Source organism: Methylobacterium sp. Gmos3 (assembly GCF_056430985.1).
Map to the genome: position 1 here is coordinate 114299 of NZ_JBWJYL010000011.1, position 25931 is coordinate 140229.

19 protein-coding genes are annotated in these 25931 nt (G+C 69.3%); 9 read left to right on the top strand and 10 right to left on the bottom strand.

Annotation, left to right across the window (positions count from 1 at the left end):
• Positions 1-7 precede the first annotated feature (7 nt).
• Both ACS5Q7_RS21875 and ACS5Q7_RS21880 read left to right on the top strand, forming a co-directional pair.
• Entirely contained in the window at positions 8-271 is a 264-nt protein-coding gene (locus ACS5Q7_RS21875) for a hypothetical protein (RefSeq protein ID WP_478341374.1), read from the top strand.
• A complete protein-coding gene (locus ACS5Q7_RS21880; protein ID WP_478341375.1) occupies positions 268-1593 on the top strand; it encodes an NRAMP family divalent metal transporter in 1326 nt (441 codons plus the stop codon). Before ACS5Q7_RS21875 ends, ACS5Q7_RS21880 begins: the two co-directional genes overlap by 4 nt.
• Here the strand turns inward: ACS5Q7_RS21880 and ACS5Q7_RS21885 are convergent.
• Entirely contained in the window at positions 1577-2848 is a 1272-nt protein-coding gene (locus ACS5Q7_RS21885; protein WP_478341376.1) for an MFS transporter, read from the bottom strand. The two genes, ACS5Q7_RS21880 and ACS5Q7_RS21885, sit on opposite strands and share 17 nt — an antisense overlap.
• Positions 2849-3127: 279 nt before the next feature.
• Here ACS5Q7_RS21885 and oxlT point away from each other — a divergent pair, with 279 nt between their 5' ends.
• The 3 genes from oxlT (at position 3128) to ACS5Q7_RS21900 (ending at position 7091) form a co-directional block, all read left to right on the top strand.
• Positions 3128-4438 carry an oxalate/formate MFS antiporter gene (gene oxlT, locus ACS5Q7_RS21890; protein ID WP_478341377.1) on the top strand — a complete coding sequence of 437 codons (1311 nt, stop codon included), beginning with the start codon at positions 3128-3130 and terminating at the stop codon, positions 4436-4438.
• Between the two features lie 94 nt (positions 4439-4532).
• Positions 4533-5540: a 2-dehydropantoate 2-reductase gene (locus ACS5Q7_RS21895; protein WP_478341378.1), complete on the top strand. Its 1008-nt coding sequence runs from the start codon at positions 4533-4535 to the stop codon at positions 5538-5540.
• An 18-nt stretch (positions 5541-5558) separates the two neighbouring features.
• Positions 5559-7091, top strand: coding sequence for an acyl--CoA ligase (locus ACS5Q7_RS21900; RefSeq protein ID WP_478341379.1), 1533 nt, complete (start codon positions 5559-5561; stop codon positions 7089-7091).
• Positions 7092-7184: 93 nt separating this feature from the next.
• Here ACS5Q7_RS21900 and ACS5Q7_RS21905 read toward each other — a convergent pair whose 3' ends face one another.
• Both ACS5Q7_RS21905 and ACS5Q7_RS21910 read right to left on the bottom strand, forming a co-directional pair.
• Positions 7185-7847, bottom strand: coding sequence for an invasion associated locus B family protein (locus ACS5Q7_RS21905; RefSeq protein WP_478341380.1), 663 nt, complete (start codon positions 7845-7847; stop codon positions 7185-7187).
• A gap of 163 nt (positions 7848-8010) precedes the next feature.
• Positions 8011-12618 (bottom strand): beta strand repeat-containing protein, encoded by a 4608-nt coding sequence (locus ACS5Q7_RS21910; protein ID WP_478341381.1) that lies wholly within the window; start codon positions 12616-12618, stop codon positions 8011-8013.
• A 949-nt stretch (positions 12619-13567) separates the two neighbouring features.
• On the opposite strand from ACS5Q7_RS21910, the gene ACS5Q7_RS21915 reads away from it, so the two are divergent.
• Positions 13568-14719 (top strand): PAS domain-containing protein, encoded by a 1152-nt coding sequence (locus ACS5Q7_RS21915; protein ID WP_478341382.1) that lies wholly within the window; start codon positions 13568-13570, stop codon positions 14717-14719.
• Positions 14720-14830: 111 nt separating this feature from the next.
• Complete coding sequence (locus tag ACS5Q7_RS21920; protein ID WP_478341383.1) at positions 14831-15571, top strand: FadR/GntR family transcriptional regulator; 741 nt, start codon at positions 14831-14833, stop codon at positions 15569-15571.
• A 9-nt stretch (positions 15572-15580) separates the two neighbouring features.
• On the opposite strand, the gene ACS5Q7_RS21925 is transcribed toward ACS5Q7_RS21920, so the two are convergent.
• From ACS5Q7_RS21925 to ACS5Q7_RS21940, 4 genes are all read right to left on the bottom strand, one after another.
• The gene (locus tag ACS5Q7_RS21925) at positions 15581-17374 is read right to left on the bottom strand and encodes an IlvD/Edd family dehydratase (protein WP_478341384.1); all 1794 of its coding nucleotides are present in this window, start codon (positions 17372-17374) and stop codon (positions 15581-15583) included.
• The gene (locus ACS5Q7_RS21930; RefSeq protein WP_478341385.1) at positions 17371-18483 is read right to left on the bottom strand and encodes an aldose epimerase family protein; all 1113 of its coding nucleotides are present in this window, start codon (positions 18481-18483) and stop codon (positions 17371-17373) included. Before ACS5Q7_RS21930 ends, ACS5Q7_RS21925 begins: the two co-directional genes overlap by 4 nt.
• A gap of 213 nt (positions 18484-18696) precedes the next feature.
• Entirely contained in the window at positions 18697-19590 is an 894-nt protein-coding gene (locus ACS5Q7_RS21935) for an outer membrane protein (protein WP_478341386.1), read from the bottom strand.
• A gap of 222 nt (positions 19591-19812) precedes the next feature.
• Entirely contained in the window at positions 19813-20064 is a 252-nt protein-coding gene (locus ACS5Q7_RS21940) for a DUF6894 family protein (RefSeq protein WP_478341387.1), read from the bottom strand.
• Positions 20065-20185: 121 nt separating this feature from the next.
• On the opposite strand from ACS5Q7_RS21940, the gene ACS5Q7_RS21945 reads away from it, so the two are divergent.
• A complete protein-coding gene (locus ACS5Q7_RS21945; RefSeq protein ID WP_478341388.1) occupies positions 20186-20407 on the top strand; it encodes a hypothetical protein in 222 nt (73 codons plus the stop codon).
• Between the two features lie 109 nt (positions 20408-20516).
• On the opposite strand, the gene ACS5Q7_RS21950 is transcribed toward ACS5Q7_RS21945, so the two are convergent.
• Positions 20517-22289 (bottom strand): methanol/ethanol family PQQ-dependent dehydrogenase, encoded by a 1773-nt coding sequence (locus ACS5Q7_RS21950; protein ID WP_478341389.1) that lies wholly within the window; start codon positions 22287-22289, stop codon positions 20517-20519.
• Between the two features lie 85 nt (positions 22290-22374).
• Here ACS5Q7_RS21950 and ACS5Q7_RS21955 point away from each other — a divergent pair, with 85 nt between their 5' ends.
• Complete coding sequence (locus tag ACS5Q7_RS21955; RefSeq protein ID WP_478341390.1) at positions 22375-23505, top strand: epoxide hydrolase family protein; 1131 nt, start codon at positions 22375-22377, stop codon at positions 23503-23505.
• A 118-nt stretch (positions 23506-23623) separates the two neighbouring features.
• Here the strand turns inward: ACS5Q7_RS21955 and ACS5Q7_RS21960 are convergent, their stop codons facing one another.
• On the bottom strand, positions 23624-23932 hold the full coding sequence (locus ACS5Q7_RS21960; RefSeq protein ID WP_478341391.1) for an SCP2 sterol-binding domain-containing protein: 309 nt from the start codon (positions 23930-23932) through the stop codon (positions 23624-23626).
• Between the two features lie 213 nt (positions 23933-24145).
• Positions 24146-25930: an acyl-CoA dehydrogenase C-terminal domain-containing protein gene (locus tag ACS5Q7_RS21965; protein ID WP_478341392.1), complete on the bottom strand. Its 1785-nt coding sequence runs from the start codon at positions 25928-25930 to the stop codon at positions 24146-24148.
• Between the last annotated feature and the right edge of the window lies 1 nt (position 25931).

Sequence of the window (25931 nt, forward strand, 5' to 3'; positions counted from 1 at the left end):
CCGATCCATGCGCCAATACCTCGTGTCGTTCCACAAGGTGGTCCCCGATTCGACGGGGCACGACCGGCGTGCCGTGCAGGAGCGGGTCCTCGTCACCGCCCGCTCCGACGTCTCGGCCGCCTTTGCCGCCAAGGCGATGTTCTGCGAGGCCGCCGGCATCGCCGATTGGCGGATGCGGGCCGACAGCTGCGAGGTGATCGAGATGCCGGCCCGCAGGCCGGGCGTTCAGGCGGGCTTGGGTCTGGGCTTGGGCCTGGGCCGGTTCGCGTGAGCGGGCCGGCGCCGGCGGCCACGGCCGAGGCGGACGACCCGGAGGGGATCAGCCCGACCGTCGGTTCGTCCAAGCCTCGCCTCCTGCGGGTGCTCGGGCCGGGCCTCATCACCGGCGCCTCCGACGACGATCCGAGCGGCATCGCCACCTACAGCCAGGCCGGGGCGCAACTCGGCTACGGCCTGTGCTGGACCATGCTCTACACCCTGCCGCTGATGGCGGCGGTGCAGATGGTCGCCGCCCGGATCGGCCGCACCACCGGCCACGGCATTGCCGGCGTGCTGCGCGCGCATTACCCGAACGGCCTGCTCCAGGGCGTGGTGCTGCTGCTCCTCGTCGCCAACATCCTGAATCTCGGGGCCGATCTCGGCGCCATGGCCGATGCCCTCGCGCTGCTCGTGCCGGGGCCGCGCTGGCTCTATGGGCTGATCTTTGCCGGGATCTGCGCCTTCATGCAGCTCGCCCTGCAATACGCCCGCTACGTCGCCGTGCTGAAATGGCTGACCCTCAGCCTGTTCGCCTATCTCGGCGTGGTGGTCTGCGCGAACGTGGAGTGGTGGGACCTCGCCCGGGCGATGGCCGTGCCGCGCCTCGGAACGGACGGGGCGAGTCTCACGACGCTGGTGGCGCTGTTCGGCACGACGATCAGCCCCTACCTGTTCTTCTGGCAGGCGGCGGAAGAAGCCGAGGATCTCGGCGCCTTTCCCCGACGCAGGGACCTGCTCCACGCGCCGGAGCAGGGGCGCGCCGCCCTCCACCGGATCGAGGTGGATACCCTCGTCGGCATGACCTTCTCGAACGCCGTGGCGCTCGCCATCATGGTCACGACCGCCGCCGTGCTGCATCCGCACGGCATCACCGACCTCGCCACCTCGGCCCAGGCCGCCGAGGCGCTGCAGCCCTTCGCCGGGCCGTTCTCGGCCACGATCTTCGCCCTCGGCATCGTCGGCACCGGCCTCCTCGCCGTGCCCGTCCTCGCCGGTTCGGCGGCCTATGCGGTCGGCGAGGCGCGGCGCTGGCCCGTGGGCTTCGGCCGCCGCCTCCTGGAGGCGCGGGCCTACTACGGCACGGTGGCGCTGGCGACCCTCATCGGCATGGCGATCAGCCTCGGCGCGGTCGATCCGATCCGCGCCCTCTATTGGAGCGCCGTGGTCAACGGCGTCATCGCCGTGCCGATCATGGCGGTGATGATGCTCGCCGCCGGACGGCGCGACATCATGGGCCGCTTCGCCGTGCGCGGGCCGCTGCGGGCCCTCGGCTGGCTCGCCACGGCCTGCATGGGCGCCGCCGTGGTCGCGATGGTAGCTACCGCGCGGGCCTGATGCGCGGCAGGAACGCCGCCAGCAGGCCGATGGCCGGCAGGAAGGCGCAGAGCCGGTAGACGAAGCCGATGCTCGTATGGTCCGCCACCTCGCCGAGCACCGCCGCGCCGAGCCCGCCCATCCCGAAGGACAGCCCGAAGAACAGGCCGCTCACCAGCCCGACCCGGCCGGGCAGCAATTCCTGCGCGTAGACGAGGATCGCCGGCATCGCCGAGGCCAGGATCATCCCGATCGGGATCGTCAGCGCCACGGTCGGCCAGAAGCCGACATAGGGCAGGGCGAGGGTGAAGGGCAGCACGCCGAGGATCGAGCCCCAGATCACCGCCTTGCGGCCGATCCGGTCGCCCACCGGGCCGCCGACCAGCGTGCCCGTCGCCACCGCGCCGAGGAACACGAACAGGCAGAGCTGCGAGGTCTGCACCGAAACATGGAAGCGGTCGATCAAGTAGAACGTGTAGTATGAGCTGAAGCTCGCCATGTAGAAGAATTTGGAGAAGATCAGCCCGATCAGGATGGCGATGGTCGCCGCGATCCGCCCCCGCGGCAGGACTTGAACAGGCGCGCCGGCCTTCGCGCCGCGCTTGCCCGCCGCGAGGCGCGCCTGGTACCACCGCCCGACCCAGGCGAGCACGCCGATGCCCGCCAGCGCGGCCAGCGAGAACCAGATCACGCTGTGCTGGCCGTTCGGCACCACGATGAAGGCGGCGAGCAGCGGCCCGAGCGCCTGCCCCGTATTGCCGCCGACCTGGAACACGGATTGCGCCAGCCCGTAGCGCCCGCCGGAGGCCGCCCGCGCCATGCGCGAGGATTCCGGGTGGAACACCGAGGAGCCCATGCCCACGAGCCCGGCGGCGACCAGCAGCGCGGCGTAGGACCACGCGCTCGCCAGCAGCACGATGCCAAGGAGCGAGCAGGCCATCCCCACCGTGAGGGAGAACGGGCTCGGGCGCTTGTCGGTATAGAGGCCGACCACCGGCTGGAGCAGCGAAGAGGTCAGCTGGAAGGTGAGGGTGATGAGGCCGATCTGCCCGAAATCCAGCGCGAAGCTGGTCTTCAGGAGCGGGTACATCGCGGGCACCAGCGACTGGATCAGGTCATTCAGCAGGTGCGAGAGGCTGAGCGCGGCGAGGATGCCGTAGGTCGTCGTCGTGTCGGCGCGGGCCGGACCCGGCGGTACCGTCACCGGCGAAGCCCCGTCGATCGGCGCCACCGGCCCGGTGGCACTCAGCGCGTCCTCGACCCTGCGCGCGTCCATCTCACGTCCGTCCTTCTTGCGTCCAACCGTTTCCGAGCGCGCGCCTTATGCTCCCGTCATGCGCGGGGCGATACGGCGGAGGGTGCAGAGCGGTGTTGCTCTCCGCTCCTGTTGCGGCGCACACAGGTTGCTGCGCCGCAGTTCAAATTTTTCCGAGCGGCGGCTAAATATTTTGCCGCTCTACAATCGGTCATCTGCCGCACTGGCATATTGTATCGTTTATTTACTGCATTAGAACCTTGGCGCTCAGCATTCGGGTTGCAGAGGAGCCTGCCTTACATGGCTATGCCAGCCGCAGATCCAGCGCGGGGTTCCGCCGACCTCGCCACCGCCGGGGTTCGCGCCCCCGCCCTTGGGCGGTGGGGTCAGCTCGCCCTCGGCGTGCTCTGCATGTCGATGATCGCGAACATGCAGTACGGCTGGACGCTGTTCGTGAACCCGATCAACGACAAGTATCAGTGGGGCAAGGCGGCGATCCAGGTCGCCTTCACGATCTTCGTCGTCACCGAGACGTGGCTGGTGCCGATCGAGGGCTGGTTCGTGGACCGCTACGGCCCGCGGATCGTGACGCTGATCGGCGGCGCCCTCTGCGCCATCGGCTGGACCATGAGCGCCTATGCCGATTCCCTCGCGATGCTGTACGCGGCGGCGGCCGTGGGCGGCATCGGCGCGGGCGCCGTCTACGGCACCTGCGTCGGCAACGCCCTGAAGTGGTTCCCCGACCGGCGCGGCCTGGCTGCCGGCCTCACCGCCGCCGGGTTCGGCGCGGGCTCGGCACTCACCGTCGTGCCGATCGCGGCGATGATCCGCGACAGCGGCTACGAGCACACCTTCCTCGTCTTCGGCCTTGGCCAGGGCATCGTGGTGATGATCGCCGCGCAACTGCTCGCGGCCCCTGACGCCGGCTACAAGGACCGGATGCTCGCCGGCCGCACCGTCGCCAACGCCATCACGCGGCGGCAATACGGGCCGTCCGAGATGGTGCGCACGCCGGTCTTCTGGCTGATGTACCTGATGTTCGTGCTGATGGCCGCCGGCGGCCTGATGGCGACCGCCTCCCTCGCCCCCATCGCCCGTGACTTCCAGGTCGACGGCGTGCCGGTCTCGATCCTCGGCCTGACCCTGCCGGCCCTGACCTTCGCGCTCACCATCGACCGGGTGCTGAACGGCGTGACGCGGCCCTTCTTCGGCTGGGTCTCGGACCGGATCGGGCGCGAGAACACCATGGTGCTGGCCTTCACCATCGAGGGCGTCGGCATCCTGGCGCTGGGCCTGCTGGCGCACCACCCCTTCGCCTTCGTGATGCTCACCGGCCTCGTGTTCTTCGCCTGGGGCGAGATCTACTCGCTGTTCCCCTCGACCTGCGCCGACACCTACGGCGACCGGCAGGCCACCGCCAATGCCGGCCTGCTCTACACCGCCAAGGGCACGGCCTCGCTCCTCCTGCCTGTCTTCCTGCTGATCCAGACGCACACCGGCAGCTGGCAGATGGTGTTCTACGTCGCCTCCGGCATGGCCTTCCTGGCGGCGTTCCTCGCGATGTTCGTCCTGAAGCCGATGCGGGCGCGGTTCGTGGCGCGCAGCCATTGAGGCAAGAGCACCGCCCCCCTGGCAAGCGGGGCGGCGCTCCCCTACCGTACCCTGAAATCTCCCGTAGACGTCCCAGAGTCCTGAGCGAAGTGTCATGAGCATCGCGATCGTCGGCGCCGGCGCCATCGGCGGCTATCTCGGCGTCAAGCTGGCGGAAGCCGGCGAGGACGTCACCTTCATCGCCCGCTCGAACGCGGAGGCCATCGCCCGCGACGGCCTCAAGCTGATCGAGGAGGACGGGAGCGAGCTTCACGCCCGCTCCGTGAAGGCCACCCGCTCGATGCAGGAGGCCGGGCCGCACGACCTCGTGCTGCTCACGGTGAAGGCGCATCAGGTCGGCCCCATCGCCGCCGACCTCAAGCACCTGATCGGTCCCGAGACCAGCGTCGTGACGATGCAGAACGGGATCCCGTGGTGGTACTTCACCGGGGGCCATGGCGGCCCCTACGAGGGCACGCAATTGGAGACCGCCGATCCCGGCGGGCTCATCGCGCAGCACCTCGACCCGCGCAGGGTCATCGGCTCGGTGGTCTACCCGGCGGCGGTCCTCACCGATCCCGGCACGGTGAAGGTGATCGAGGGCAACCGCTTCGGCCTCGGCGAACTCGACGGTTCCAAGTCAGAGCGCGTGCTCGCCATCTCGCAGCGCCTGACCAAGGCCGGGTTCAAGGCCCCCGTCACCAGCGACATCCGGGCCGAGATCTGGCTGAAACTGTGGGGCAACCTCAGCTTCAACCCGATTTCCGCGCTGGCCCACGCAACCCTGGAGGACATCTGCCGCTTCCCCGACACGCGGGCGCTCGCCACGGCGATGATGAAGGAGGCCGAGCAGATCGCGAACACGCTCGGCATCACCTTCCGGGTCGGCATCGACCGGCGCATCGCGGGGGCCGAGAAGGTCGGCGCGCACAAGACCTCGATGCTGCAGGACGTCGAGGCCGGTCGCCCGATCGAGCTCGAAGCCCTGGTCGGCTCGGTGATTGAACTCGGCCGCCTCGTCGGGGTGGCGACGCCCCATATCGACAGCGTCTACGCGCTGATGCGCCTCCTGGCGCAGAGCCTGGAACGGGCGAACGGTCGCCTCTCCATCGTCTCTGCCTGATTATCCGAGGAAACCGACGTGCCCGCTTCCGCAACCACCCTTCGTGATCTCATCGACGCGGGCGCGGACGAGGCGCCCGCCCTCACGAGCCCCGGCGGCGTGCCGCTGACCTTCGGGCATCTGCGCGCGCTGACCGACCGCACGGTCGCCGACCTCAACGCCCGGGGCATCGGCCGGGGCGAGCGGGTCGCCATCGTGCTGCCGAACGGGCCGGAGATGGCCGCCGCCTTCATCGCGGTGGCGGCGGGCACCACCTCGGCCCCGCTGAACCCGGCCTACAAGGCGGATGAGTTCGAATTCTACCTCAACGACCTGCGGGCGAAGCTGCTGATCGTGGCCGAGGGCAGCGAGTCTCCGGCTGTCGCCGTCGCGGAGAAGTTCGGCATGGCGGTGGCCCGCCTGAAGCCCACCCCCGAGCAGGGCGCGGGCAGCTTCACCCTGTCCTTCTCCGGGGAGGCCGGGGCGCCCCCCGCCCAGGGCGGCCTCGCCGAGGAGGGCGACATCGCCCTGGTGCTGCACACCTCCGGCACCACCTCGCGCCCGAAGATCGTGCCCCTCAGCCAGGGCAATGTCTGCGCTTCGGCCCGGCACATCCGCACGAGCCTCGCCTTCACGGCGGAGGATCGCGGCCTCAACATCATGCCGCTGTTCCACATCCACGGGCTGATCGCCGGCACCCTGGCGCCGCTCTCGGCGGGCGGGCAGATCTGCTGCACGCCGGGCTTCAACGCCCTCAAGTTCTTCTCGTGGATGGAGGAGGCCAAGCCCACCTGGTACACGGGCGTGCCGACGATGCACCAAGCGATCCTCGGCCGCGCCGGGCGCAACCGCGAGATCATCGCCGCGACGCCGCTGCGCTTCATCCGCTCCTCGTCCGCCTCGCTGCCGCCCCAGGTGCTGCGCGAGCTGGAGGAGACCTTCGGCGCTCCGGTGATCGAGGCCTACGGCATGACCGAGGCCGCCCACCAGATGGCCTGCAACCCGCTCCCGCCGAAGAAGAACCGCCCCGGTTCGGTCGGCCTCGCGGCGGGGCCGGAGATCGCGGTGGTCGACTCGGACGGCGAGCCCTTGCCGACCGGCGAGACCGGCGAGATCGTCATTCGCGGCCCCAACGTGATGGCCGGCTACGAGAACAACGACAAGGCCAATGCCGAGGCCTTCACCCGCCAGGGCTGGTTCCGCACCGGCGACCAGGGCACCCTCTCGGAAGACGGCTTCCTGACGATCACCGGCCGCCTCAAGGAGATCATCAATCGCGGCGGCGAGAAGATCAGCCCGCGCGAGGTCGACGAGATCCTCCTCGACCATCCGGCCGTGCTGCAATGCGTGACCTTCGCCCTGCCGCACGACAAGCTCGGGGAAGAGGTGGCGGCCGCCATCGTCCTGCGCGAGGGCGTGGCGGCGGAGGAAAAGGAAATCCGGGGCTTCGCCTCCGAGCGGCTGGCGCCGTTCAAGGTGCCGGCGAAGATCGTCATCCTGCCGGAGATCCCGCGCGGCGCCACCGGCAAGCTCCAGCGGATCGGTCTCGCCCAGAAGCTCGGCTTGGTCTGAGGATCCCGAAGGACGGGTCCTTCGGTGGGGTCCAGGGGTGAAGCCCCTGGGTCTCGCGGACCTCCGGACGTTACCCCCGCCGGAAAACGCTGCTCACTCTGCGGCCGTCACGGGGGCGGGGGCCGGGGCGGGGTGGCGGGGTGGGGCCGCCGGCTTCTTGGGCTTCACGCTCGCCGGGGCGGTTGCCGCCGCCGCCGTCGCGACGGGGACGCGCTTGCCGAACGGATCGTCCGCCGCCGCCTGGATCGCCTGCCGGAACCCGTCCATCCGACCGGCCAGCACCATCCGCTGGCCCGCCTTGGTCACGTAGTCCATCTCCACCGTCGCGGCTGAGAAGAGCAGCGATTGCAGGGTGGGCGAGAGCGGGACGATGGCGATGCAGGCCACCTGGCAGTTCCAGGTCGAGACCGTCGTCGCGAACCCGTCGAGTTTCACCGTGAGGCCCTGGGCCGTGTTCAGGTGGGGCGGCAGCGACCAGACCAGAACGTTGCGATCATCGGCCGTCCGGGCGAGGCGCCACACGGCCGCCGCACCGGGACGTTCCAGGGTCTGCTCCACGGCGCAGAGGCGCCGGTTCTGGCTCACCGACAGGTCGCATTGCAGCACCCAGGACCCGTAGGGCCGGATCACCGTCATCCGGTCGCCCGGGATCGTGGCCCCCTCGGCACTGAGGGTGGCGAGTTGCAGCGATTCCGCCCGTGCCGCGCCGGCGCTCAGCGTCACCGCGATCAGGGCCCGCGCAACCGGGATCGCCATCGGGACCGCCCTGGTCCGCCGAAGGCGGGCGGCCCACTCAACCGGACGAAGCAAGTTGCGCATATCCCCTCGGCACAGCACCGGTCATGCCCATCGCCGGGCGTGGTGGCCGGGATCCGGCGCGCGCGGCGCGCCGGATCCCCCTTGATGGACCTCTCCGACCTCAGTCGAAGGCGAAGGCGGCGCCGACACCCCAGGTGGGGCTGTTGCCACGGTTCAGCGGGATGCCCACCGAGGCGTTGGCCCGCCACTTCGCGTCCTGTGAAGTCCAGCCGACGCCGGCCGCGAAGGCGGTGGCGCTCTTGTAGCCGCCGAACCCGGCCGCCATCGACACGACGCCCGGCCGGTCGATGTAGCGGAGCTGCGACTGCGCCGAAGCCGACGCGATCCCAGCCTGCGCCTCGGTCCGCGCGTTGCGGATCTGGCCGCTGAGGTTGCTGAGGGCCGTGTTGGTGTAGTCCCGCAGGGCACCGATCTGGGTGTCGGTGTAGCTCCGCGCCCCGGCGACCTGGCTGTCGGTGTAGCTCCGCGCCCCGGCGACCTGGCTGTCGGTGTAGGCGAAGGCGTCCGCCTTGACCTGCCTGACCTGTCCCATGGTGGACGCGTCGGTATCCGCCGTGCCAGCCGCGAGGTTGGCCAGCCGGACCGGCGCTGAGTTGGCGCCGCCCAGGGTGAGGGTCCCCGTGCGCTTGCCGCTGCTGTCCGTGTCGTAGGCGACGTTGTTCTTCACCTGCCCATAGTTGACCGCATCCCCGTCGGCAGTGCCGGCGGCGAGGTTGGTGATCCTCACCGCGCTGCCCGAGCCGTCGCCGGTCAGGGAGAGGGTGTTGGTGGGCATGCCGGTGATCGGGTCCCTGACATAGGTGACGGCGGCCAGGCTGCCGCCGCCCGCAACCGCGTTCACCGCGTTGCGCAACTGGGCGACGTTGACGGCGTCGGTGAGGTTGGTGCCGACGGCGACGTTCTGGAGCGCCACTGTGCCGCTGCCGTTGCCCGCGAAGGCGACCGCGTTGGTCGGGTTGCCGTTGTTGTCGAGGGTGTACTTCACCGCCACGCGGTTCGCGGCGTTGACCTGTCCGACGTTGGCGGCGTCGGTGGGGTTGGTGCCGGCGGCGACGTTCTGGAGCGTCACCGGTCCGCTGGTGCCACCGGCCAAGGCGACGGTGTTGGTCGGGGTGCTGCTCGGGGTGCCGCCGGGGCTCACGTAGGTGACGGGGGCGCTGGAGTTGCCCGAACCCGAACCGCCGGAGCCCGAACCGCCGGAGCCAGAGCCACCGGATCCCGAACCGCCGGAGCCAGAGCCACCCGAGCCCGAACCGCCCGAACCGCCCGTGCCACCCGAGCCGCTGTTGGCGGGGATGAGGCCGATGGCGCTCTTGAGCTGGGCGACGTTGACGGCATCGGTGTCGTTGGTGCCGGCGGCGACGCCGGTGATCTGCCGGGTGACGGTGGAGCCGTTGCCGATCGAGAGGGCGCCTGCGGTGGCGACCCAGGTCGCGGTGGTACTGGCCGAGGCGGCCTTGGTGCTCGGGTCGTAGCCGGCGACGCCTGCGGCGGTGGAGGCGACGGAGCCGCTGCCCAGGGCGATGCCGTTGGCGACGATGGCGTTGGCGGTGTCGCCGAAGGCGAGGCTGCCCGTGCCGAGGGCGCTGGATAGGTTGCCGATGGCCACGGAGCCCTGGCCGACGGCGGTGTTGTGCCAACCGATGGCGACGGCGCCCTGGGCGGCGTTGGAGGTGGTGGCGGTGGCCGTGCCGTCGCCGTTGGCGATATTGTTGCCGCCCATCGCGACCGCGCCGGAACCCGAGGCGTAGTTCGGATCGCCAATGCTGACCGCGCCGTTGCCGCTGGCCAAATTGCCGGAGCCGATCGCGACCGCCTCACCGTCCTTGGCAACGGTGTTCACGCCGATGGCCACCGCGTTGCTCGCAGCGGCATAGGCGTTCGAGCCCAGGGCCACCGCGCTGCTCCCAGCGGCAAAGGCATCATAGCCGAGGGCGACGGCCGCTGACGATCCCGCTTGCACGGACGCCCCGTTACCGATGGCGATGGCCCAGTCCGAATGCGAGTTTGGGGTGCCGTCGATGGCGGCCCCGTTGCCGATGGCGATCGCGCTCGCTGAGTTCGACACCGCGGCGAGGTAGCCGATCGCCGTGGAGAAGGCGGCAGTCGGATTGGAGGCATCACCCGAGACATGAGCGTAGCCGCCGATTGCGAGCGCACCCCACGCGTTGCTCACGGACGCTTGGGTGCCGATCGCCACCGCACTCGCTGAACCCACGTTCGCGGTGCCGGTGACGGACGCGGCATATCCGATGGCCACCCCGTAGCCGGTGTTGGTGCCGACGTTGCTGACCGTACCGATGGCGATCGCGTTGTTGTCCTGGACGTTGGCGTTCGACCCCATGGCGATCGCGCCGCCGGCGGCGCTTCCGGCCGTCGCGTTGGTGCCCATCACGATGACATCCGATACGGTGCCGCCGGCGGATGAATTGGTGCCCATGACGATGCTGCTGCTGGCATAGCCGGCATTCGCGCCGTTGCCGAAGGCCAGCGACGAGTCGCCGTGGGCAATCGCGCCGTAGCCGAAGGCCACCGCGTTGGTCCCGTCGGCAATCGTGTTCACGCCGAGGGCGACCGCGCCGCTCGCGCCAGCATTGGCGGACTTGCCGAAGGCGATGGCATCTGTCGATCCCGCGACCACGGACGCCGAGTCACCGATGGCAATGGCCGAGTCCGAATGCGTGTTTGCATCGCCGTTGATCCTGGCACCGGAGCCGATGGCGATCGCGCTCGCCGCGTTCGACACCAAGGCATCTACGCCTACCGCCATGGAAGAGGCGGCGGTCATGTTGGACGAATCGCCCAAGACATGCGCGCCGGCGCCGATGGCAATCGCAACATAGCCGTTGGTCACGCCCGATGAGACGCCGAGCGCAATGGCTCCTATCGAACTTGCGTTCGCGGTGCCGGTGATGGACGAGTCACGTCCGATGGCTATCCCGAAGGTGGCGTGGTCGTTGATCGCGGCGCCCGTACCTATGGCGACCGCGTCGTAATCCTGGACGTTCGCGCCCGTGCCCATCACGATCGATCCGCTGGCGCCGGGTCCGACCCTCGCCACGGTGCCCATCACGATCACATTCGACAGGCTGTCGCCGCTCGTGGCGGTGGCGGTTGCGCCAACGCCCATGACGATGCTCTTGTTGGCATAGCCGGCATTCGCGCTGTCACCGATGGCCACCGTCGAGTAGCCGTTGCCGATCGTGCTCGGACCTAAGGCCAGCGACGAGTCGCCGACGGCAATCGCGTTCTTGCCCAGCGCTATCGCATTGGTCGCGCCGGCTTGGGAATTCAAGCCGAGGGCGATGGCGGAGGGTGAGTCTGCGGCTACGGCCGCGTTTTCGCCGATGGCGATGGCCTGTTCCGAATGCGTGCTCGTGGAGCCGTCGACGATGGCGCCATGGCCGATGGCGATCGCGCCATGCGAGTACTCCACCTTGGACGACGTGCCGATCGCCAGGGCATCGTCGGCGGGGGTATTGGCGGCGGCAAGGCCGACGATCTCCGCGTTCTTGCCGATGGCGATGGATCGATACGAGGTCGTCACCTTGGATAACGTGCCGATCGCAACGGAATCGTCGGAGAGGCCGTTACTGACGTTTGTATTGCCGCTGACCTGCGCGTAATTGCCCATCGCGATAGCGCGGGCCGAGTTCGTCACAACGGACTGAGAGCCGACCGCGGCAGAGTCGTCGGAGAAATTCTGGCCGGAATCGCTGTTGACCTGTGCGTTATTGCCCACGGAGACACCGCGCGCCGCGTACAGCGCGCGCGACCCGGCGCCGAGCGCCACCGAATAGTCGCCATGCGCGCCCGAGGCGCCAAAGACCCTCGCACTATCGCCGATGGCCACCGCGTAGCTGGCGTTGGTGCCGGCATTGCTCCCCGTTCCCAGGGCGATGCCGCTGACGTCCCTGGCGGTCGCGCCGTTGCCCATGGCCATCGACTGCGCGCCGTTGCCGTTCGCCAATGCACCAAAGGCAATCGCGGAGGCGGCGTTCGCCTTGGCGTTCCTGCCGATGGCGATGGCCGAATAAGCCGAAGTACTGGCGGTGCCGGCAGCGTTCGCGCCCTGGCCGAGCGCGATCGCGCCTAACCCGTAAGAGGCTTTCGCGTTTTGGCCGATGGCGACGGCTCCGGTCGAGTTCGCATCGACCCTCGCACCGGCTCCCATGCCGATGGCGTAGTCTCCCATCACGGTATTGACGTAGTCGCCCGTTCCGCCAATCGAGATCGCTCCAATGGCGAGCGCGGAAGCCTGGTTACCGAGCGCGAGGCTGTCCGCGCTGTTCGCCACGCCACCCAGCGCGATGGCCGAGCTGGCGGACGCGTTGGCGATATAGCCGATGGCGATCGTGTAGGAGCCCGTTGCGTTCGCCTGGTCTCCACAGGCGACCGCCGTCGAGTTGCCGGCTGCGGTGCCGGAGGCCGAGCTGGTGTTGCCCGCGCGCACGCAAGTCGCATCCACGGCAAAGGCCGGGGTGACGAGGCCCCCGCCGCTCAGGGCTGCCCCGGCGCCGAGGATGCCGATGGCGATCCGTGCCGCAGCGCCGCCCGTGACGCCGAAGGCGCCGATGCCCGCCTGCCGGCGCTTCATGCCGAGCACCTGATGCGCCCGGCGCAGGGCCGCCATCATCAGCCGCCGCTGTGAGCGGGTGAGGCCGCCGAGCTGCCATCCGTTGGTAAGCTTGCTGTCACCCGGCTTCATATCTCGGTTCCCCTCGGCGCACAGCGATCCATCAGGCTTTCGAGCCGGCATGGAGCGATGACTTTGTCGATCTCGGTTAGAGATGATTTCAGTTATTCTATTTCGAGTTGTATACTGGACATGCAGACTCGATCACCGAAAACGATAGCGAAAGACGGTCTTCGGAATTTTCGGCAGTTTGTATACGTTCGAATAGGTTGCAGAAAATGCCTATCACGCGATCGCGATGCGGGCAACGGAGGCACAGTTCTACGATAAACTACTAAGAGATGACTATAGATCTACTATTGCAAGCATAAGCTGCACTGTTTCAAATCCGCCCCAGTGAAGGCGCACCGCCATGATTGATTTTCGGTCATTCGGCAAGGGTGTAACCCGAAAGGCACACGTTGCGGTCATGTGAGGGAGGACGCACCGCATTCGGGGCACCTCCCGAGGCCGGCCCTCCTCCTTCGGACGTCATTGCCGGCGCGGCGAAGCCATCCTGCGACGCGCCGCCCTATAAGACGTCCCGCTGCCCTGGATGCCTACCGATCACAGTGAGGCGGCCCCACCCACTCACCTCATCCTGAGGTGCCCGCGTCAGCGGGCCTCGAAGGAGGGCTCCGGCCTGCCGCGCGATCCCTGGAGCCCTCCTTCGAGGCGGCTTCGCCGCACCTCAGGATGAGGGGAAGACTTGGAGAAGGCCGGCTGAACCGACTCGTTCCGGTGCGGCCCTGGATGGCTTCGCCGACGCTCGCAGTAATCGGTTCGATGGATGTCGCCGCAATCGAGGCGCCGTAAGAAACAATTATGGATCGCCCGCCATCAATTGTTGTGCGGGTCCGCTGGCGCGCGTTCCGATTAAAACGGATCATACACCTTCCGACGTCATTGCTTCGCGCGATGATCCAACGATTGACGAGGACGCTCTCGGACGGGCTGCCATGTCTTGCAAAGATCGAGCCCCTTGAATCGCGCGGTACACGTCTCGCCTGACTTCTCATACGAGGGCATCGCGCTCCTCGCGTCCGCCTGCGCCGTCGCCAGGGCGATGCTCGGCGCGCCGTCGTGCTTCGCCGTCCTCGACGGGGCGGCGGGTCTGCGGATCGCCGGGCTCGATGGGCTCGACGGGCGCTGCGCCGGGGCCATCCTCGCCAGCCCGGCGTTCCGCAGCGGCCTCGGGCGTGGGGCGGAACCCGTGATTCTGCGTGCCCTCTCCGAGGAGGCCGCCTTCTGCGCATGTATTCCGCTGCACACGGCCGATGGCGGCTGGGCGGGCGCCCTGTGCGTGATCGACGGTGCCGGCCGTGCCGATCCCGATGGGGCCGACTGGACGCGCCTTGGCGAGGCCGCGCGGCTCGCATCGGCAGCGTTGCGCGCGGAGGAGGCCGAGCGGTGCCTCGCCTGCAGCGAGAGCCGCCACGCCCAGGCCCAGGCCGCCCGGCGGATCGCGGAGCAGACCGCCTCGTGCGGGCACTGGCGCCTCGACGTCGCCTCGCGCGCGCTGGCGTGGTCGGCCGGCATCGCGGCGATCTTCGGCCGCAACGCCCTCCTCGATCCGGTGCCGCTCGACCTCCACTGCAGCTACTATCACCCCGAGGACCGCGGCGAGGTCGAGCGGCGCATCCTCCACGCCCTCGACGGGCGCGGGCGCCTGCCGCGCGGGGGCTACGAGCACCGCTCGCGCATCGTGCGGCCGGACGGCGAGGTCCGCCATGTCAGCGTGCGCGGCATCGACGAGCGCGATTCCGCCGGCAGGCTCCTCGCCATTCACGGCATCTGCCTCGACGTCACCGAGTTCACCCAATCGGTGCAGGCGGCGGAGGAGGCGGGGGCGCTGCTGCGCGCCACCCTCGATTCCCTCGACCAGGGCATCGTCGTCACGGATTCGCAGGGCCGGGTGCGCGTGGTCAATGGCCGGGCGGCGAGCCGGCTCGGCCTGGACGAGGCGGCGCTGCGGGTCGGCGAGACCTTCGTGCCCCCCGCCGGCCTGTCGGGGCGGATCCGCAGGCATGCCCTCGACGGGGGTGGGGCGGTGCACGTCGTGGCCGATGCCGCCTCGCCGCCCGCGAGCGACATCACCGTCCACCGCGACCGGGATACGTCCCTGACGCGGTGACGCCGCTCCTCGGCGACGAGCGGCGGACATCGCGCAACGCCCCCCGCGCCTTGCGCTCGCGCGGATCAACGGCTTAGTTCCAGGGTCTGGCTTCGAAGCGGGGAGGGGGCGGTGGAACGCGGGGGCGGCGGCGAGCGCGTGGGGCTTCCCCCCGCCACGGCCGGACAGCGGATCCATGGCTCGGTGGCCCGCACCCTGGGTATCGCGATCCTCGCCGGCCGCCATGCGCCCGGCGACGTGCTGCCGGGGGAGATCGAGTTCTCCGAGCAGCTCGGCGTCTCGCGCACCGCCTATCGCGAGGCGATCCGCATCCTGAGCGCGAAGGGGCTCGTGGAGAGCAAGCCGAAGATCGGCACGCGGGTCAGCGCGCGCACCCGCTGGAACCTGCTCGATCCCGACGTCCTGGCCTGGACCTTCGAATCCGAGCCGAGCGAATCCTTCATCCGCGATCTCTTCGAGCTGCGGCAGATCGTGGAGCCCGCCGCCGCCGCCCTGGCGGCCGAGCGCCGGACGGTGGCCGACCTCGCGCGGATGAGCCGGGCGCTCGACGACATGGCCCGCCACGGACTCGCCGCGCCCGAGGGCCGCGCGGCGGACCGGGCCTTCCACCACGCGGTGCTGGAGGCGACGCGCAATGCGCCGCTCCTGTCCCTGTCGAGCTCCATCGCGGCGGCCATCTCGTGGACGACGCTCTACAAGCAGCGCCTCCGCGCCCTGCCGCGCAACCCGATGCCGGAGCACCGCGCCCTGCACGAGGCGATCGCGGCGGGCGACCCCCGCGTGGCCCGCGAGGCGATGTCCGAACTGATCCGCCTCGCCCTGGCCGACATCGAGATGTCGAAGACGGCCTGAGGTTTCCCCTCAGTGGTTGTCGCGCGGCAGGCCCTTGGTCTGAGCGATGCGCTGGAACGCCTCCGCGCCCTCCAGGATGGCACCCGTGTGCATCTGGCCGACGACGGCCCGTTGCATCGCCTGCCAGGGAGTCTGCGAGGCCGGATAGGCGTAGCCGCCGGCCGCCTCCAGAGCCTTGCGCCGTTCGGCGATCTCCTCGTCGGAAACGAGCATGTCGGCGGTGCCGCGGCGCAGGTCGATCCGCACCCGGTCGCCCGTGCGCAGCAGCGCGAGGCCGCCGCCCGCCGCCGCCTCGGGGGAGGCGTTCAGGATCGAGGGCGAGGCCGAGGTGCCCGATTGCCGCCCGTCGCCGAGGCAGGGCAGGGCGAAGACGCCCGCCTTGATGAGGTTGGCGGGGGGCCGCATGTTCACCACCTCGGCGGCGCCGGGATAGCCCACCGGCCCCGCTCCGCGCATCACGAGGAGCGTGTCCTGCGTGATGTCGAGGGACGGGTCGTCGATGCGGTGGTGATAATCCTCCGGCCCATCGAACACGACGACGCGCCCCTCGAAGGCCTCCGGATCGTCCGGGTTCGAGAGGTAGCGAGCGCGAAAATCCTCGCCGATCACGCTGGTCTTCATCACCGCCGCGTCGAACAGGTTGCCCTTCAGCACGAGGAAGCCCGCCGCCGCCTTGAGGGGCCGGTCGAACGGGCGGATCACGTCCTCGTCCTCGATGGTCGCGTTCCGGCAATTCTCGCCGATGCTGCGGCCGTTGACGGTCAGCGCGCCCTCGCGGATCAGGCCCTGGCCCATCAGCTGCGCCACCACCGCCGGCAGGCTGCCCGCGCGGTAGTAATCCTCGCCGAGATAGGCGCCCGCCGGCTGCAGGTTCACGAGGAGCGGCACGTCGAGGCCGTAGGTCTGCCAATCGGTGACGTCGAGTTCCACGCCCATGTGGCGGGCGATGGCCGCGAGGTGGATCGGCGCGTTGGTGGAACCGCCGATGGCCGAATTCACGACGATGGCGTTGAGGAACGCGTCGCGGGTGAGGATCTCGGAGGGCTTCAGGTCCTCGGCGACCATCTCCACGATGCGCTTGCCGGTGCGGTAGGCGGCCTCCTGCCGGTCGCGGTAGGGGGCGGGGATGGCGGCGGTGCCCGGCAGCATCATGCCCAGCGCCTCGGCCAGGGTGTTCATGGTCGTGGCCGTGCCCATCGTGTTGCAGAACCCGGTGGAGGGCGCCGACGAGGTCACGAGCTTGATGAAGCCGTCATGGTCGATCTCGCCCGCCGCCAGCATCTCGCGGGCGCGCCAGACGATGGTGCCCGAGCCCGTGCGCTGGCCCTTGAACCAGCCGTTCAGCATCGGCCCGACCGAGAGGGCGATGGCCGGGATGTTCACGGTCGCCGCCGCCATGAGGCAGGCCGGGGTGGTCTTGTCGCAGCCGGTGGTGAGCACCACCCCGTCGAGGGGGTAGCCGTGCAGCAATTCCACGAGGCCGAGATAGGCGAGGTTGCGGTCGAGCCCCGCCGTCGGGCGCTTGCCGGTCTCCTGGATGGGGTGGACCGGGAATTCGAGGACGATGCCCCCGGCCTCGCGGATGCCCTCGCGGATGCGCTCGGCCAGCACGAGGTGGTGCCGGTTGCAGGGCGAGAGGTCCGAGCCCGTCTGCGCGATGCCGATGATCGGCTTACCGGAGCGCAACTCCTCCAGGCTGAGGCCGAAATTCAGGTAGCGCTCGAGATAGAGCGCCGTCATGTCGATGTTGTCCGGGTTGTCGAACCACGCGCGGGAGCGGAGCTTGCGGGGAGCGTCGGTCATCGGGCGGTCCGATCAGGGCTGGAGGGGGATGGGAAACGGTAGGTGATCACGCTGCGGTACGTGCCGCCGGGATCGAGCCGGGCCGAGCCGAAGCCCGGCTGGTTCGGCGTGTCGGGGAACAGTTCGGGCTCGATCGCGAAGGCGTCCGACTGGCGGTAGACGAGGCCGGATTTCCCGGCGCTCGTCGCATCGAGCATGTTGCCCGAATAGAACTGCACCCCCGGCGCGGTGCTCGCCACTTCGAGCACGCGGCCGGAGGCGGGATCCTCGACGCGGGCCACGAAGCGCGGCTCGTCGACGGGCGCCTCGGAGACGACGAAGTTCTGGTCGTAGCCGTGCCCGCGCAGCAACTGGACCTCGCGTCCGTCCCGGATGCGCGCGCCGATCCGCTGCGGACGGCGGAAATCGAACGGCGTGCCCTCGACCGGCGCCAGATCCCCGGTCGGAACCTGCGTCGCATCGACCGGCGTGTAGCGCTCCGCCGGGATCGTGACGAGGTGGTCGAGGATCGAGCGGCCGGACGCCTCGCCCGCGAGGTTGAAGTAACTGTGGTTCGTCAGGTTGACGATGGTCGGCCTGTCGGTGGTCGCGCTGTAGGCGATCCGCAGCGTGTCGGGGCCCGAGAGCGTGTAGGTGACGCGCGCCGTCAATGTCCCGGGAAAGCCGCCCTCGCCATCCGGGCTGACGTAGCGCAGCGTGACGGAGGGCGTCTGCCCATCCTCCAGGGCCTCGATCTGCCACAGTCGCCGGTCGAACCCGTCCGGGCCGCCATGCAGGGTGTTCGGCCCGTCATTGGTCGGCAGCGTGTAGTCGCGCCCGTCGAGGGTGAAGCGCCCGCCCCGGATTCGGTTGGCGTAGCGCCCGACGCTGGCGCCGAAATATTGCGGCCGGTCGAGATAGGAGCGCAGGTCGGCGTAGCCGAGTAGCACGTCGGCCGGATGCCCGTCGCGATCCGGCACGTCGAGGCACCGCAGCGCCGCCCCCCAGGCGATGATCCGCGCGGTGAGCCTGCCGTTGGAGAGGGTGACTTCCTCCACCACCCGGCCGTCGGGAAGCGTACCGAACGGCGCCCGCGCAGCCTTGCCTACTACGGCGGCTGCGTCATGCATCGCAGGCGTCCCGTGCTCCATACGGCGTCTCCCCGGCTTCGTCTTCGCCGAATAGACCCGTTCTATACTCAGACAAATAAGCTGACAATCGCGATGGGGCCGGCGCTCGCGTCGCGGCGTGCTCCACAAACGAAAAAGGGCACGGGGAGGAACCCCGTGCCCTTGATTCCGGCCAGCCCCGACGAGTCGGGACCGGCGCGGTGATGTGCGATCTTAGTAGGTGCCGAACTTGTAGTTCACACCAGCGCGGATCACGGCGAACTCGGTGCTGCGGCGGGCGAGGTTCGCCGGGCCGGAGACCAGGGTCACGCCCGGGGAGGTCGTGGTGATGGTCTGACCGAAGTTGTTCGTGGCGAACGCGCCGGCGGTGCGGCGGTCCTGGTCGAGATTCACGTACAGGCCTTCGACCTTCACCGTCACGGCGGAGGACTTGAAGAAGTTCAGGAACGAGTCGGTCGGGAGAGCGTACTCGATACCGCCGCCGACAGCGTAGCCGGTCTGGAAGTCGTCGGAGCGCACGCCGGTGCCGAACTGACGGCCGCCGCCCGAACCGTAGGCGAAGCCGCCCGTGGCGTAGACGAGGGTGCGGTCGAAGGCGTAGCCGAGACGACCGCGGACGGTGCCGAAGTAGTCGAGGCCCGACAGGCCGTTCGGGTTGTAGACGAGGGCGCCGGGGACGAGAGCCGAGCCGGCCGGAGCGATGGCCGAGAAGCGGTTCCGCTGGGCGCCGAAGTCGGCGTACTGGGCGTCAGCTTCGATACCGACGACCACACCCGAACCCGGGGTGAACTGGTAGTTGTAGCCGATCTGACCGCCGCCAACGAAGCCTTCGTTGTTGCGGGTGTTCGAGAAGGCGATGACGCCGGTGGTCGGCACGTTGCCGGCGGCGAACAGGTTGTTGCCCGGCGAGACGCCGATCACGGTCGGGGTCGAGTTCGACGAGGCGTCGAAGCCGTAACCGGCGTTGAAACCGGCGTAGAAGCCCGTCCAGGTGAACACCGGAACCGGCGTGAAGATCGGCGGCGGCGCGCGGCGCGGAAGGTCGGCGGCGGTGGCGGCGGCGGTGAGCGCCGTGAACATCGCCAGGGAGGTAACGAGCGTCTTCATAATTGTGCGGTCCCCAGAAGTCTGTCCCGATCGAGTGACTTTTAGCGGAAAGCGCTTCGGAAGACTGTGTCGGCGAGGATACACCGGCCCCCGAACTGCGGCGAGATGGTGGCCGGGCGGGTATGGGCCAAGCCGCCCGAGACCCGGAAACCCGTTTTTCCACAGGGCGTTATCGGCTCTCACAATCGTGGTGCGAAACGGTTCAACGGCTTCGCTTGCGCCTCAGGGCGCCCCCTCGGCCCGGCGGATCCGCACCTGGGTGAACGGCCGGACGAGCACCCTGCGGCCGTCGCCGTCGTGGACGTCGACGATCCAGCGCGTCCACTCGGAATCGCCCGATTCCATTAGGGCGAGGGCCACCCGGTCGGCATGGGCGCGTACCTGCGCCAGGTTCGGCAGCCGCCGCCCGCGCAGATCGAAGGCGACCTCGCTGCCGGGGCCGACGCAATGGAACCTGTAAAGCCGCGTCGGCACTGCTGTTTTTCCCCACGATCCACAGAGGTCCACCGCGATTCCATCAATCGCTCGCCGAGGGCTTGAACCGAATCGGCTGTCGAGCTTTGTTCTTGATATGTTCTAGCGGAGGTTGAGCGGGATGCGAGGGCTGTCGAACGAATCGTCCGCGCCGATCTTGATGCTGACGGAGGCGGAGACCATCGCGCTGGCCTATTATCAGGCGCACCAGCGGGACGGCTGGGCCGCCCTGGTCCATGCCATCGAGGATGCGCTGGACGACCTCGCCGCCGCCGACGCCACGATCCGTGAGCGCGGGCGGCGGATCTCCCACGGCTACGTGCGGGGACAGGGGACGGAGTGAGGCCCCTAGGACATTTTCTGTCATCCATGGATCACAGAAAATTCACTAACTCATTGTACTTGCTGCATTTTCTTGCGCCGAACCGGCATCCGCTTCGGCGGAAAATGCTCTAGTCCCGGAGTTCGAACACGGTGAGCTGCCCGCCCGTCGCGGTGTATTGCGACAGCGCGGCATAGCCCCCGACCGCGCCGGACCCATCCGCCGGGTCGGTCAGGCCCGCAGCGAGGCCGATTCCCGCCCAGCCGCCGACGCCGGAGAGCACGGCCACGTATTGCCGGCCGTCCGCCATGTAGGTCGTGACGTTGCCGACGATGCCGGAGGGCGTCTTGAAGCGGTAGAGCTCGCGCCCGTCGCGGGCATCGACGGCCTTCAGGGTGCCTTCCAGGGTGCCGTAGAAGACCACGCCCCCCGCCGTCGCCAGCGCCCCGGACCAGACCGAGAAGGGCTCGGGCTTCGACCACGCGATGCGCCCCTTCGCGCCGTCCCAGGCGATGAACGCGCCGGTATGGCTGTCGCCCTCCGGCGGGTGCAGGGTCAGCGTCGCGCCGACATAGGGCTGGCCGGGGGTGTAGGTGACGCGGAACGGCTCGTAATCCATGCACATGTGGTTGGTGGGCACGTAGAACAGGCCGGTCTGCGGTGAGTAGGCGGCGGGCTGCTGGTTCTTGGCGCCGAGCGCTCCCGGGCAGATGCCCTTCGTGACCTCCTCCTCGCCGGCCTCCTCGGGGGCGTAGCGCTTGGCGAGGACCGGGCGCCCGTAATCGGGCCGGGCGGGGTCCTGCTCGATCTTCGTCGCCCAGTTGACGCTGGGGTCGAACTTCTCCGCCACGAGCAGGGCGCCGGTCGCCCGGTCGAGGGTGTAGCCGAAGCCGTTGCGGTCGAAATGCGTCAGCACCTTGCGGCGGGTCCCGCCGATCTCCTGCTCGGTCAGGATCATCTCGTTGACGCCGTCGAAGTCCCACTGGTCGTGGGGCGTCATCTGGTAGACCCAGCGGGCGACCCCCGTGTCGGCGTCGCGGGCGATGATCGCCTCGGCCCACCGGTTGTCGCCGGGGCGCTGGGCCGGGTTCCAGGTCGAGGGGTTGCTCGTGCCGTAATAGACGAGGTTCAGGTCGGGGTCGTAGGAGAACCAGCCCCAGGCGCAGCCGCCGCCGATCCGCCACTGGTCGCCCTCCCAGCTCTTCAGGGAGGAATCCTGGCCGACCGGCTTGCCGAGGGACGTGGTCTTGTCGGGATCGAACAGGATATCGGCATCCGGCCCCACGGCGTAGGCGCGCCAGCGCAGCTTGCCCGTCGCCTGATCGTAGGCGGTGAGGGGGCAGCGGGCGCCGTATTCCCCCCCCGACAGGCCGACGATCACCTCGTCCTTCACCGGCAGGACGGTGGCGGTGTTGGTCTCGCCCCGGCCGGGATCGCCGTTCTTGACGGACCAGAGGACCTTGCCGGTGGCCGGATCGAGGGCGACGAGGGTCGTGTCCGCCTGCTGCAGGAACAGCCGCCCGTTCGCGTAACTGAGCCCGCGATGGACCGTGTCGCAGCACATCACGGCGATCACGGTCGGATCTTGGCGCGGGCTGTAGCGCCAGAGGATCTTCCCCTCGTGGGCGAGGTCGAGGGCGTAGACGATGTTCGGGAACGGGGTGTGCACGTACATCACCGTGCCGACGACGAGCGGCGCCCCCTCGTGGCCGCGCAGCACGCCGGTCGAGAAGGTCCAGGCGACCTTGAGGCGGGCGACGTTGCCCGCGTCGATCTGGGCGAGGGGCGAGTAGCGGGTGTTGGCCGCGTCCATCGTCTGGAGCACAGTCTCGGCCCGCGCGGCCGGGGCAGCGGGGAGCGCCAGGGCGGCGAGCAGGCCGAGGGAGCGAAGAAAAAGGGTCACGGAGGATCCTCGCGCGATGAGCGGGGCGTCATGCAGCCCCGGCGTCTGTCCCGCGTTTCTCGTGCCGAGAGCAAGGGACCCTCACATGCAGCCTTTCACCCTGACCTGGGATGCGGACCGTCTCGCGTGGCTGCGGGAGCGGGTGCGCGCCTACCGGATGCCGCGCCTGCCCGAGGGCGCCGGCTGGCGCTACGGCTGCGACCCGGATGTCCTGCGCGATCTCTGCGCCTATTGGCTCGACGGGTTCGACCACGAGGCGGCGGCGGCCGATCTGAACCGCTTCCCGCGGTTCCTGGCGCGGATCGAGGATCTCGACATCCATGTCGTCCACGTGGTGGGCGAGGCGCGGGGGAAGCGTCCGCTGCTCCTCACGCATGGATGGCCCGGCTCGGTCTACGAGTTCTGGCAGGTGATCGAGCCCCTGGCCTTTCCCTCGCGCTTCGGGGGCCGGGCGGAGGATGCGTTCGACGTGGTGGTGCCCGCGCTGCCGGGCTTCGGCTTCTCCGGCAAGCCCACGGCGCCGATCGGACCGCGCACCACGGCGCGGCTTTTCGACAGGCTGATGCGCGAGGAACTGGGCTACGCGCGCTACCACGCGCAGGGCGGCGATTGGGGCGCGGGCGTCACCGCGTGGCTCGCCCTCGAGCATGCGGCGAGCCTTGAGGCGATCCACCTCAACTACCTGCTGGTCCAGCCCGATGCCGAGGCATCGACCGAGGCGGAGACGCGATGGCGCAAGGGCGCCGTGGACGCCCAGGCCCGGCTCGGCGCTTATGCTGACCTGCAGGGCACGAAGCCGCTCTCGCTGAACTACGCGATGGCCGACGAGCCGGTGGCGCAACTGGCGTGGCTGGTGGAGCGCTTCCACGATTGGGCCGACCTGCGCGAGCGCCCGTTCGAGGCAGTGTTCTCTAAGGATACGCTGCTCACCAACGCCCTGTTCTACCTCGCCACCGACAGCTTCGGGACCGCGACGTGGTACTACGCCGGGGCCCGCGCGGAGGGCGCCCGGCGGATGCCGCAGGGCACGCGCGTCACGGTGCCCACCGCCTTCGCCGCCTATCCCGATCCGCGCACCCTCGCCCCGCCTCGGGAATGGGTGGAGCGCGGCTACGCCGTGACCCGCTGGCGGGACATGCCGCGCGGCGGGCATTTCGCGGCGATGGAGGTCCCCGACCTGTTCGTCGCGGACCTCCGGGAATGGGCGCGGGGCTGAGATAGCTCAACCGTCATTGCGAGCGCAGCGAAGCAATCCAGGGACACGCCGCATTCTGAGACGGCCCGCCGCCCCTGGATTGCTTCGCTGGCGCTCGCAAAGACGGAGTGGAGTGTGGTCAGGCGTCGAGCAGCCCGGCGAGCTTCATCGCCACGCCTTGCGAGCCCTGCACCTTCAGCCGGCCCGTGGAAAAGGCCATCATTGGGCTGAGCTTGCCGTTCACCAGCTTGAGCAGGTTGTCGGAGCTGAGCTTCATCACCGTATCGGCCTCTCCGCCCTCGGCGGTGGAGACGTCCACCTTGCCGCCGGTGGCATCCAGAAGGATGCTGCCGCCGTCGGTAAGGTCGAACCGCACCCTGTAGCCGAGGGTGCTCAGCGCCTCCGCGCGCTCCTCGATGGACTCGACCAGGGTTCCGAGTTCCGCCATTCGTGTCTCTCCGTTGTTGCGTTGGGCAAAGCCAATCCCAACCTGTTCCTCATCCTGAGGTGCCCGCCGTGGCGGGCCTCGAAGGAGGGCTCCAGGGATCGCAGAGCGTTCTGGAGCCCTCCTTCGAGGCGGCTCGCGCCGCACCTCAGGATGATGGTGAGGGTGGGACGAAATTCACAGGGCTCCCCCCATGAAGCGGCCGGAAGCCCCCCTTCAGAACATCGCCTCGTCCAGCGCCATCATCGCGCCCTTGCCCGATTTCACCGCCGCCAGCAGGCCCGCCACCTGGGGCAGGATGCGCTCCATGTAGAAGCGCGCCGTCGTGAGCTTCGCTTCGTAGAAGTCGCGCTCCTCGGTGCCGGCCTTGAGCGCCGTGTGGGCGACCTTGGCCGAGCGCAGCCAGACATAGCCCAGGGCCACCAGCCCGAAGAGGCGCAGGTACTCGGTGGCGGCGGCGCCCGCCTCCTCCGGGTCCGTCATCCCCTTCTGGGCGATGTGGGCGGTGGCGAGTTGCAGCGCGCCGAAGGACTTGGCGAGCGGCTGGGCCAGCGGCGCCAGATCGTCGTCCTCGATGGCCTCGTCGAGGAAGGCGAGGACCGGGTGGAAGAAGCTGCGCAGGTAACGCCCGGCATGGGCCGGCAGCTTGCGGCCGACGAGGTCGAGGGCCTGGATGCCGTTGGTGCCCTCGTAGATCATCGAGATCCGGGCATCGCGGACATATTGCTCCATGCCGTGGTCGCGGATGAAGCCGTGGCCGCCATAGACCTGCATGCCGATGCTCGCCGACTCGAAGCCGAGATCGGTGAACAGCGCCTTCACCACCGGGGTCATCAGCGCGGAGAAATCCTCCGCGCGGCGCCGCTCGGCCGGGTCGGGATGGTGCTCCATCACGTCGAGGCTGCGGGCGACCCAGGCGCCGAGCGCCCGGCAGCCCTCGTTGTAGGCGCGGATCGTCATCAGCATCCGCCGCACGTCCGGGTGGACGAGGATCGGATCGGCGGGCAGGTCCGGCCGCTTGGTCCCCACAAGGGACCGGCCCTGGAGCCGCTCCTTGGCGTAGGCGACGGCGCCCTGGTAGGCGGCCTCGCCCGCGCCGAGCCCCTGGATGCCGACCGACAGGCGCTCGCTGTTCATCATCGTGAACATCGCGCGCATGCCCTTGTGCGGCTCGCCGACGAGCCAGCCCTTGGCGTCGTCGAAGGACATCTGGCAGGTGGCCGAGGCATTGATGCCCATCTTGTGTTCGAGGGCGGAGCAGGTGACGCCGTTGCGCTCGCCCGGCGTGCCGTCCGCGCGGGGCAGGAACTTCGGCACGAGGAACAGGCTGATGCCCTTCACGCCCTTCGGCGCGTCGGGGAGCTTGGCCAGGACGAGGTGAACGATGTTCTCGGTGAGGTCGTGGTCGCCCGCCGAGATGAAGATCTTCGAGCCGGTGATCGCGTAAGAGCCGTCGCCCTGCGGCACGGCCTTGGTCCGCAAAAGGCCGAGGTCGGTGCCGCAATGGGCTTCCGTCAGGCACATCGTGCCCGACCACGTGCCGTCCACGAGCTTGGGCAGGTAGGCGGCCTTCAGCTCCTCCGAGGCGTGGCCTTCGATCGCCTGATAGGCGCCGTGGCTGAGGCCGGGATAGAGGCCGAAGGAGAGGTTGGTCGAGCAGATCATCTCCTCGACCAGCTTGTTGATGCCCGCCGGCAGGCCCTGGCCGCCATAGGCCGGGTCCGCGCCCATGGCGGTCCAGCCGCCCTCGCGGAACGCCTTGTAGGCTTCGGGAAAGCCCTTCGGCGTGCGCACGACGCCGTTCTCCAGGCGGCAGCCCTCCTCGTCGCCGGAGGCGTTCAGCGGCAGCAGCCGCTCGGTGCAGAATTTCGACGCCTCTTCGAGGATGGCGTCGGCGATGTCGGGGGTGAAGTCCTCATGGCCCGGCAGGGCCTCGGCACTGCCGTGCAGTTCGTTCAGCACGAAGCGCATGTCGCGCAGGGGAGCCTTGTAGGTCTGCATC

Excerpts from the sequence above, each read along its gene's own strand:
- ACS5Q7_RS21875 (WP_478341374.1), top strand. The coding sequence starts at position 8 with ATGCGCCAATACCTCGTGTCGTTCCACAAGGTGGTCCCCGATTCGACG.
- ACS5Q7_RS21885 (WP_478341376.1), bottom strand. The coding sequence starts at position 2,848 with ATGGACGCGCGCAGGGTCGAGGACGCGCTGAGTGCCACCGGGCCGGTG.
- oxlT (WP_478341377.1), top strand. The coding sequence starts at position 3,128 with ATGGCTATGCCAGCCGCAGATCCAGCGCGGGGTTCCGCCGACCTCGCC.
- ACS5Q7_RS21895 (WP_478341378.1), top strand. The coding sequence starts at position 4,533 with ATGAGCATCGCGATCGTCGGCGCCGGCGCCATCGGCGGCTATCTCGGC.
- ACS5Q7_RS21905 (WP_478341380.1), bottom strand. The coding sequence starts at position 7,847 with ATGGCGATCCCGGTTGCGCGGGCCCTGATCGCGGTGACGCTGAGCGCC.
- ACS5Q7_RS21910 (WP_478341381.1), bottom strand. The coding sequence starts at position 12,618 with ATGAAGCCGGGTGACAGCAAGCTTACCAACGGATGGCAGCTCGGCGGC.
- ACS5Q7_RS21925 (WP_478341384.1), bottom strand. The coding sequence starts at position 17,374 with ATGACCGACGCTCCCCGCAAGCTCCGCTCCCGCGCGTGGTTCGACAAC.
- ACS5Q7_RS21930 (WP_478341385.1), bottom strand. The coding sequence starts at position 18,483 with ATGCATGACGCAGCCGCCGTAGTAGGCAAGGCTGCGCGGGCGCCGTTC.
- ACS5Q7_RS21935 (WP_478341386.1), bottom strand. The coding sequence starts at position 19,590 with ATGAAGACGCTCGTTACCTCCCTGGCGATGTTCACGGCGCTCACCGCC.
- ACS5Q7_RS21945 (WP_478341388.1), top strand. The coding sequence starts at position 20,186 with ATGCGAGGGCTGTCGAACGAATCGTCCGCGCCGATCTTGATGCTGACG.
- ACS5Q7_RS21955 (WP_478341390.1), top strand. The coding sequence starts at position 22,375 with ATGCAGCCTTTCACCCTGACCTGGGATGCGGACCGTCTCGCGTGGCTG.
- ACS5Q7_RS21960 (WP_478341391.1), bottom strand. The coding sequence starts at position 23,932 with ATGGCGGAACTCGGAACCCTGGTCGAGTCCATCGAGGAGCGCGCGGAG.
- ACS5Q7_RS21965 (WP_478341392.1), bottom strand. The coding sequence starts at position 25,930 with ATGCAGACCTACAAGGCTCCCCTGCGCGACATGCGCTTCGTGCTGAAC.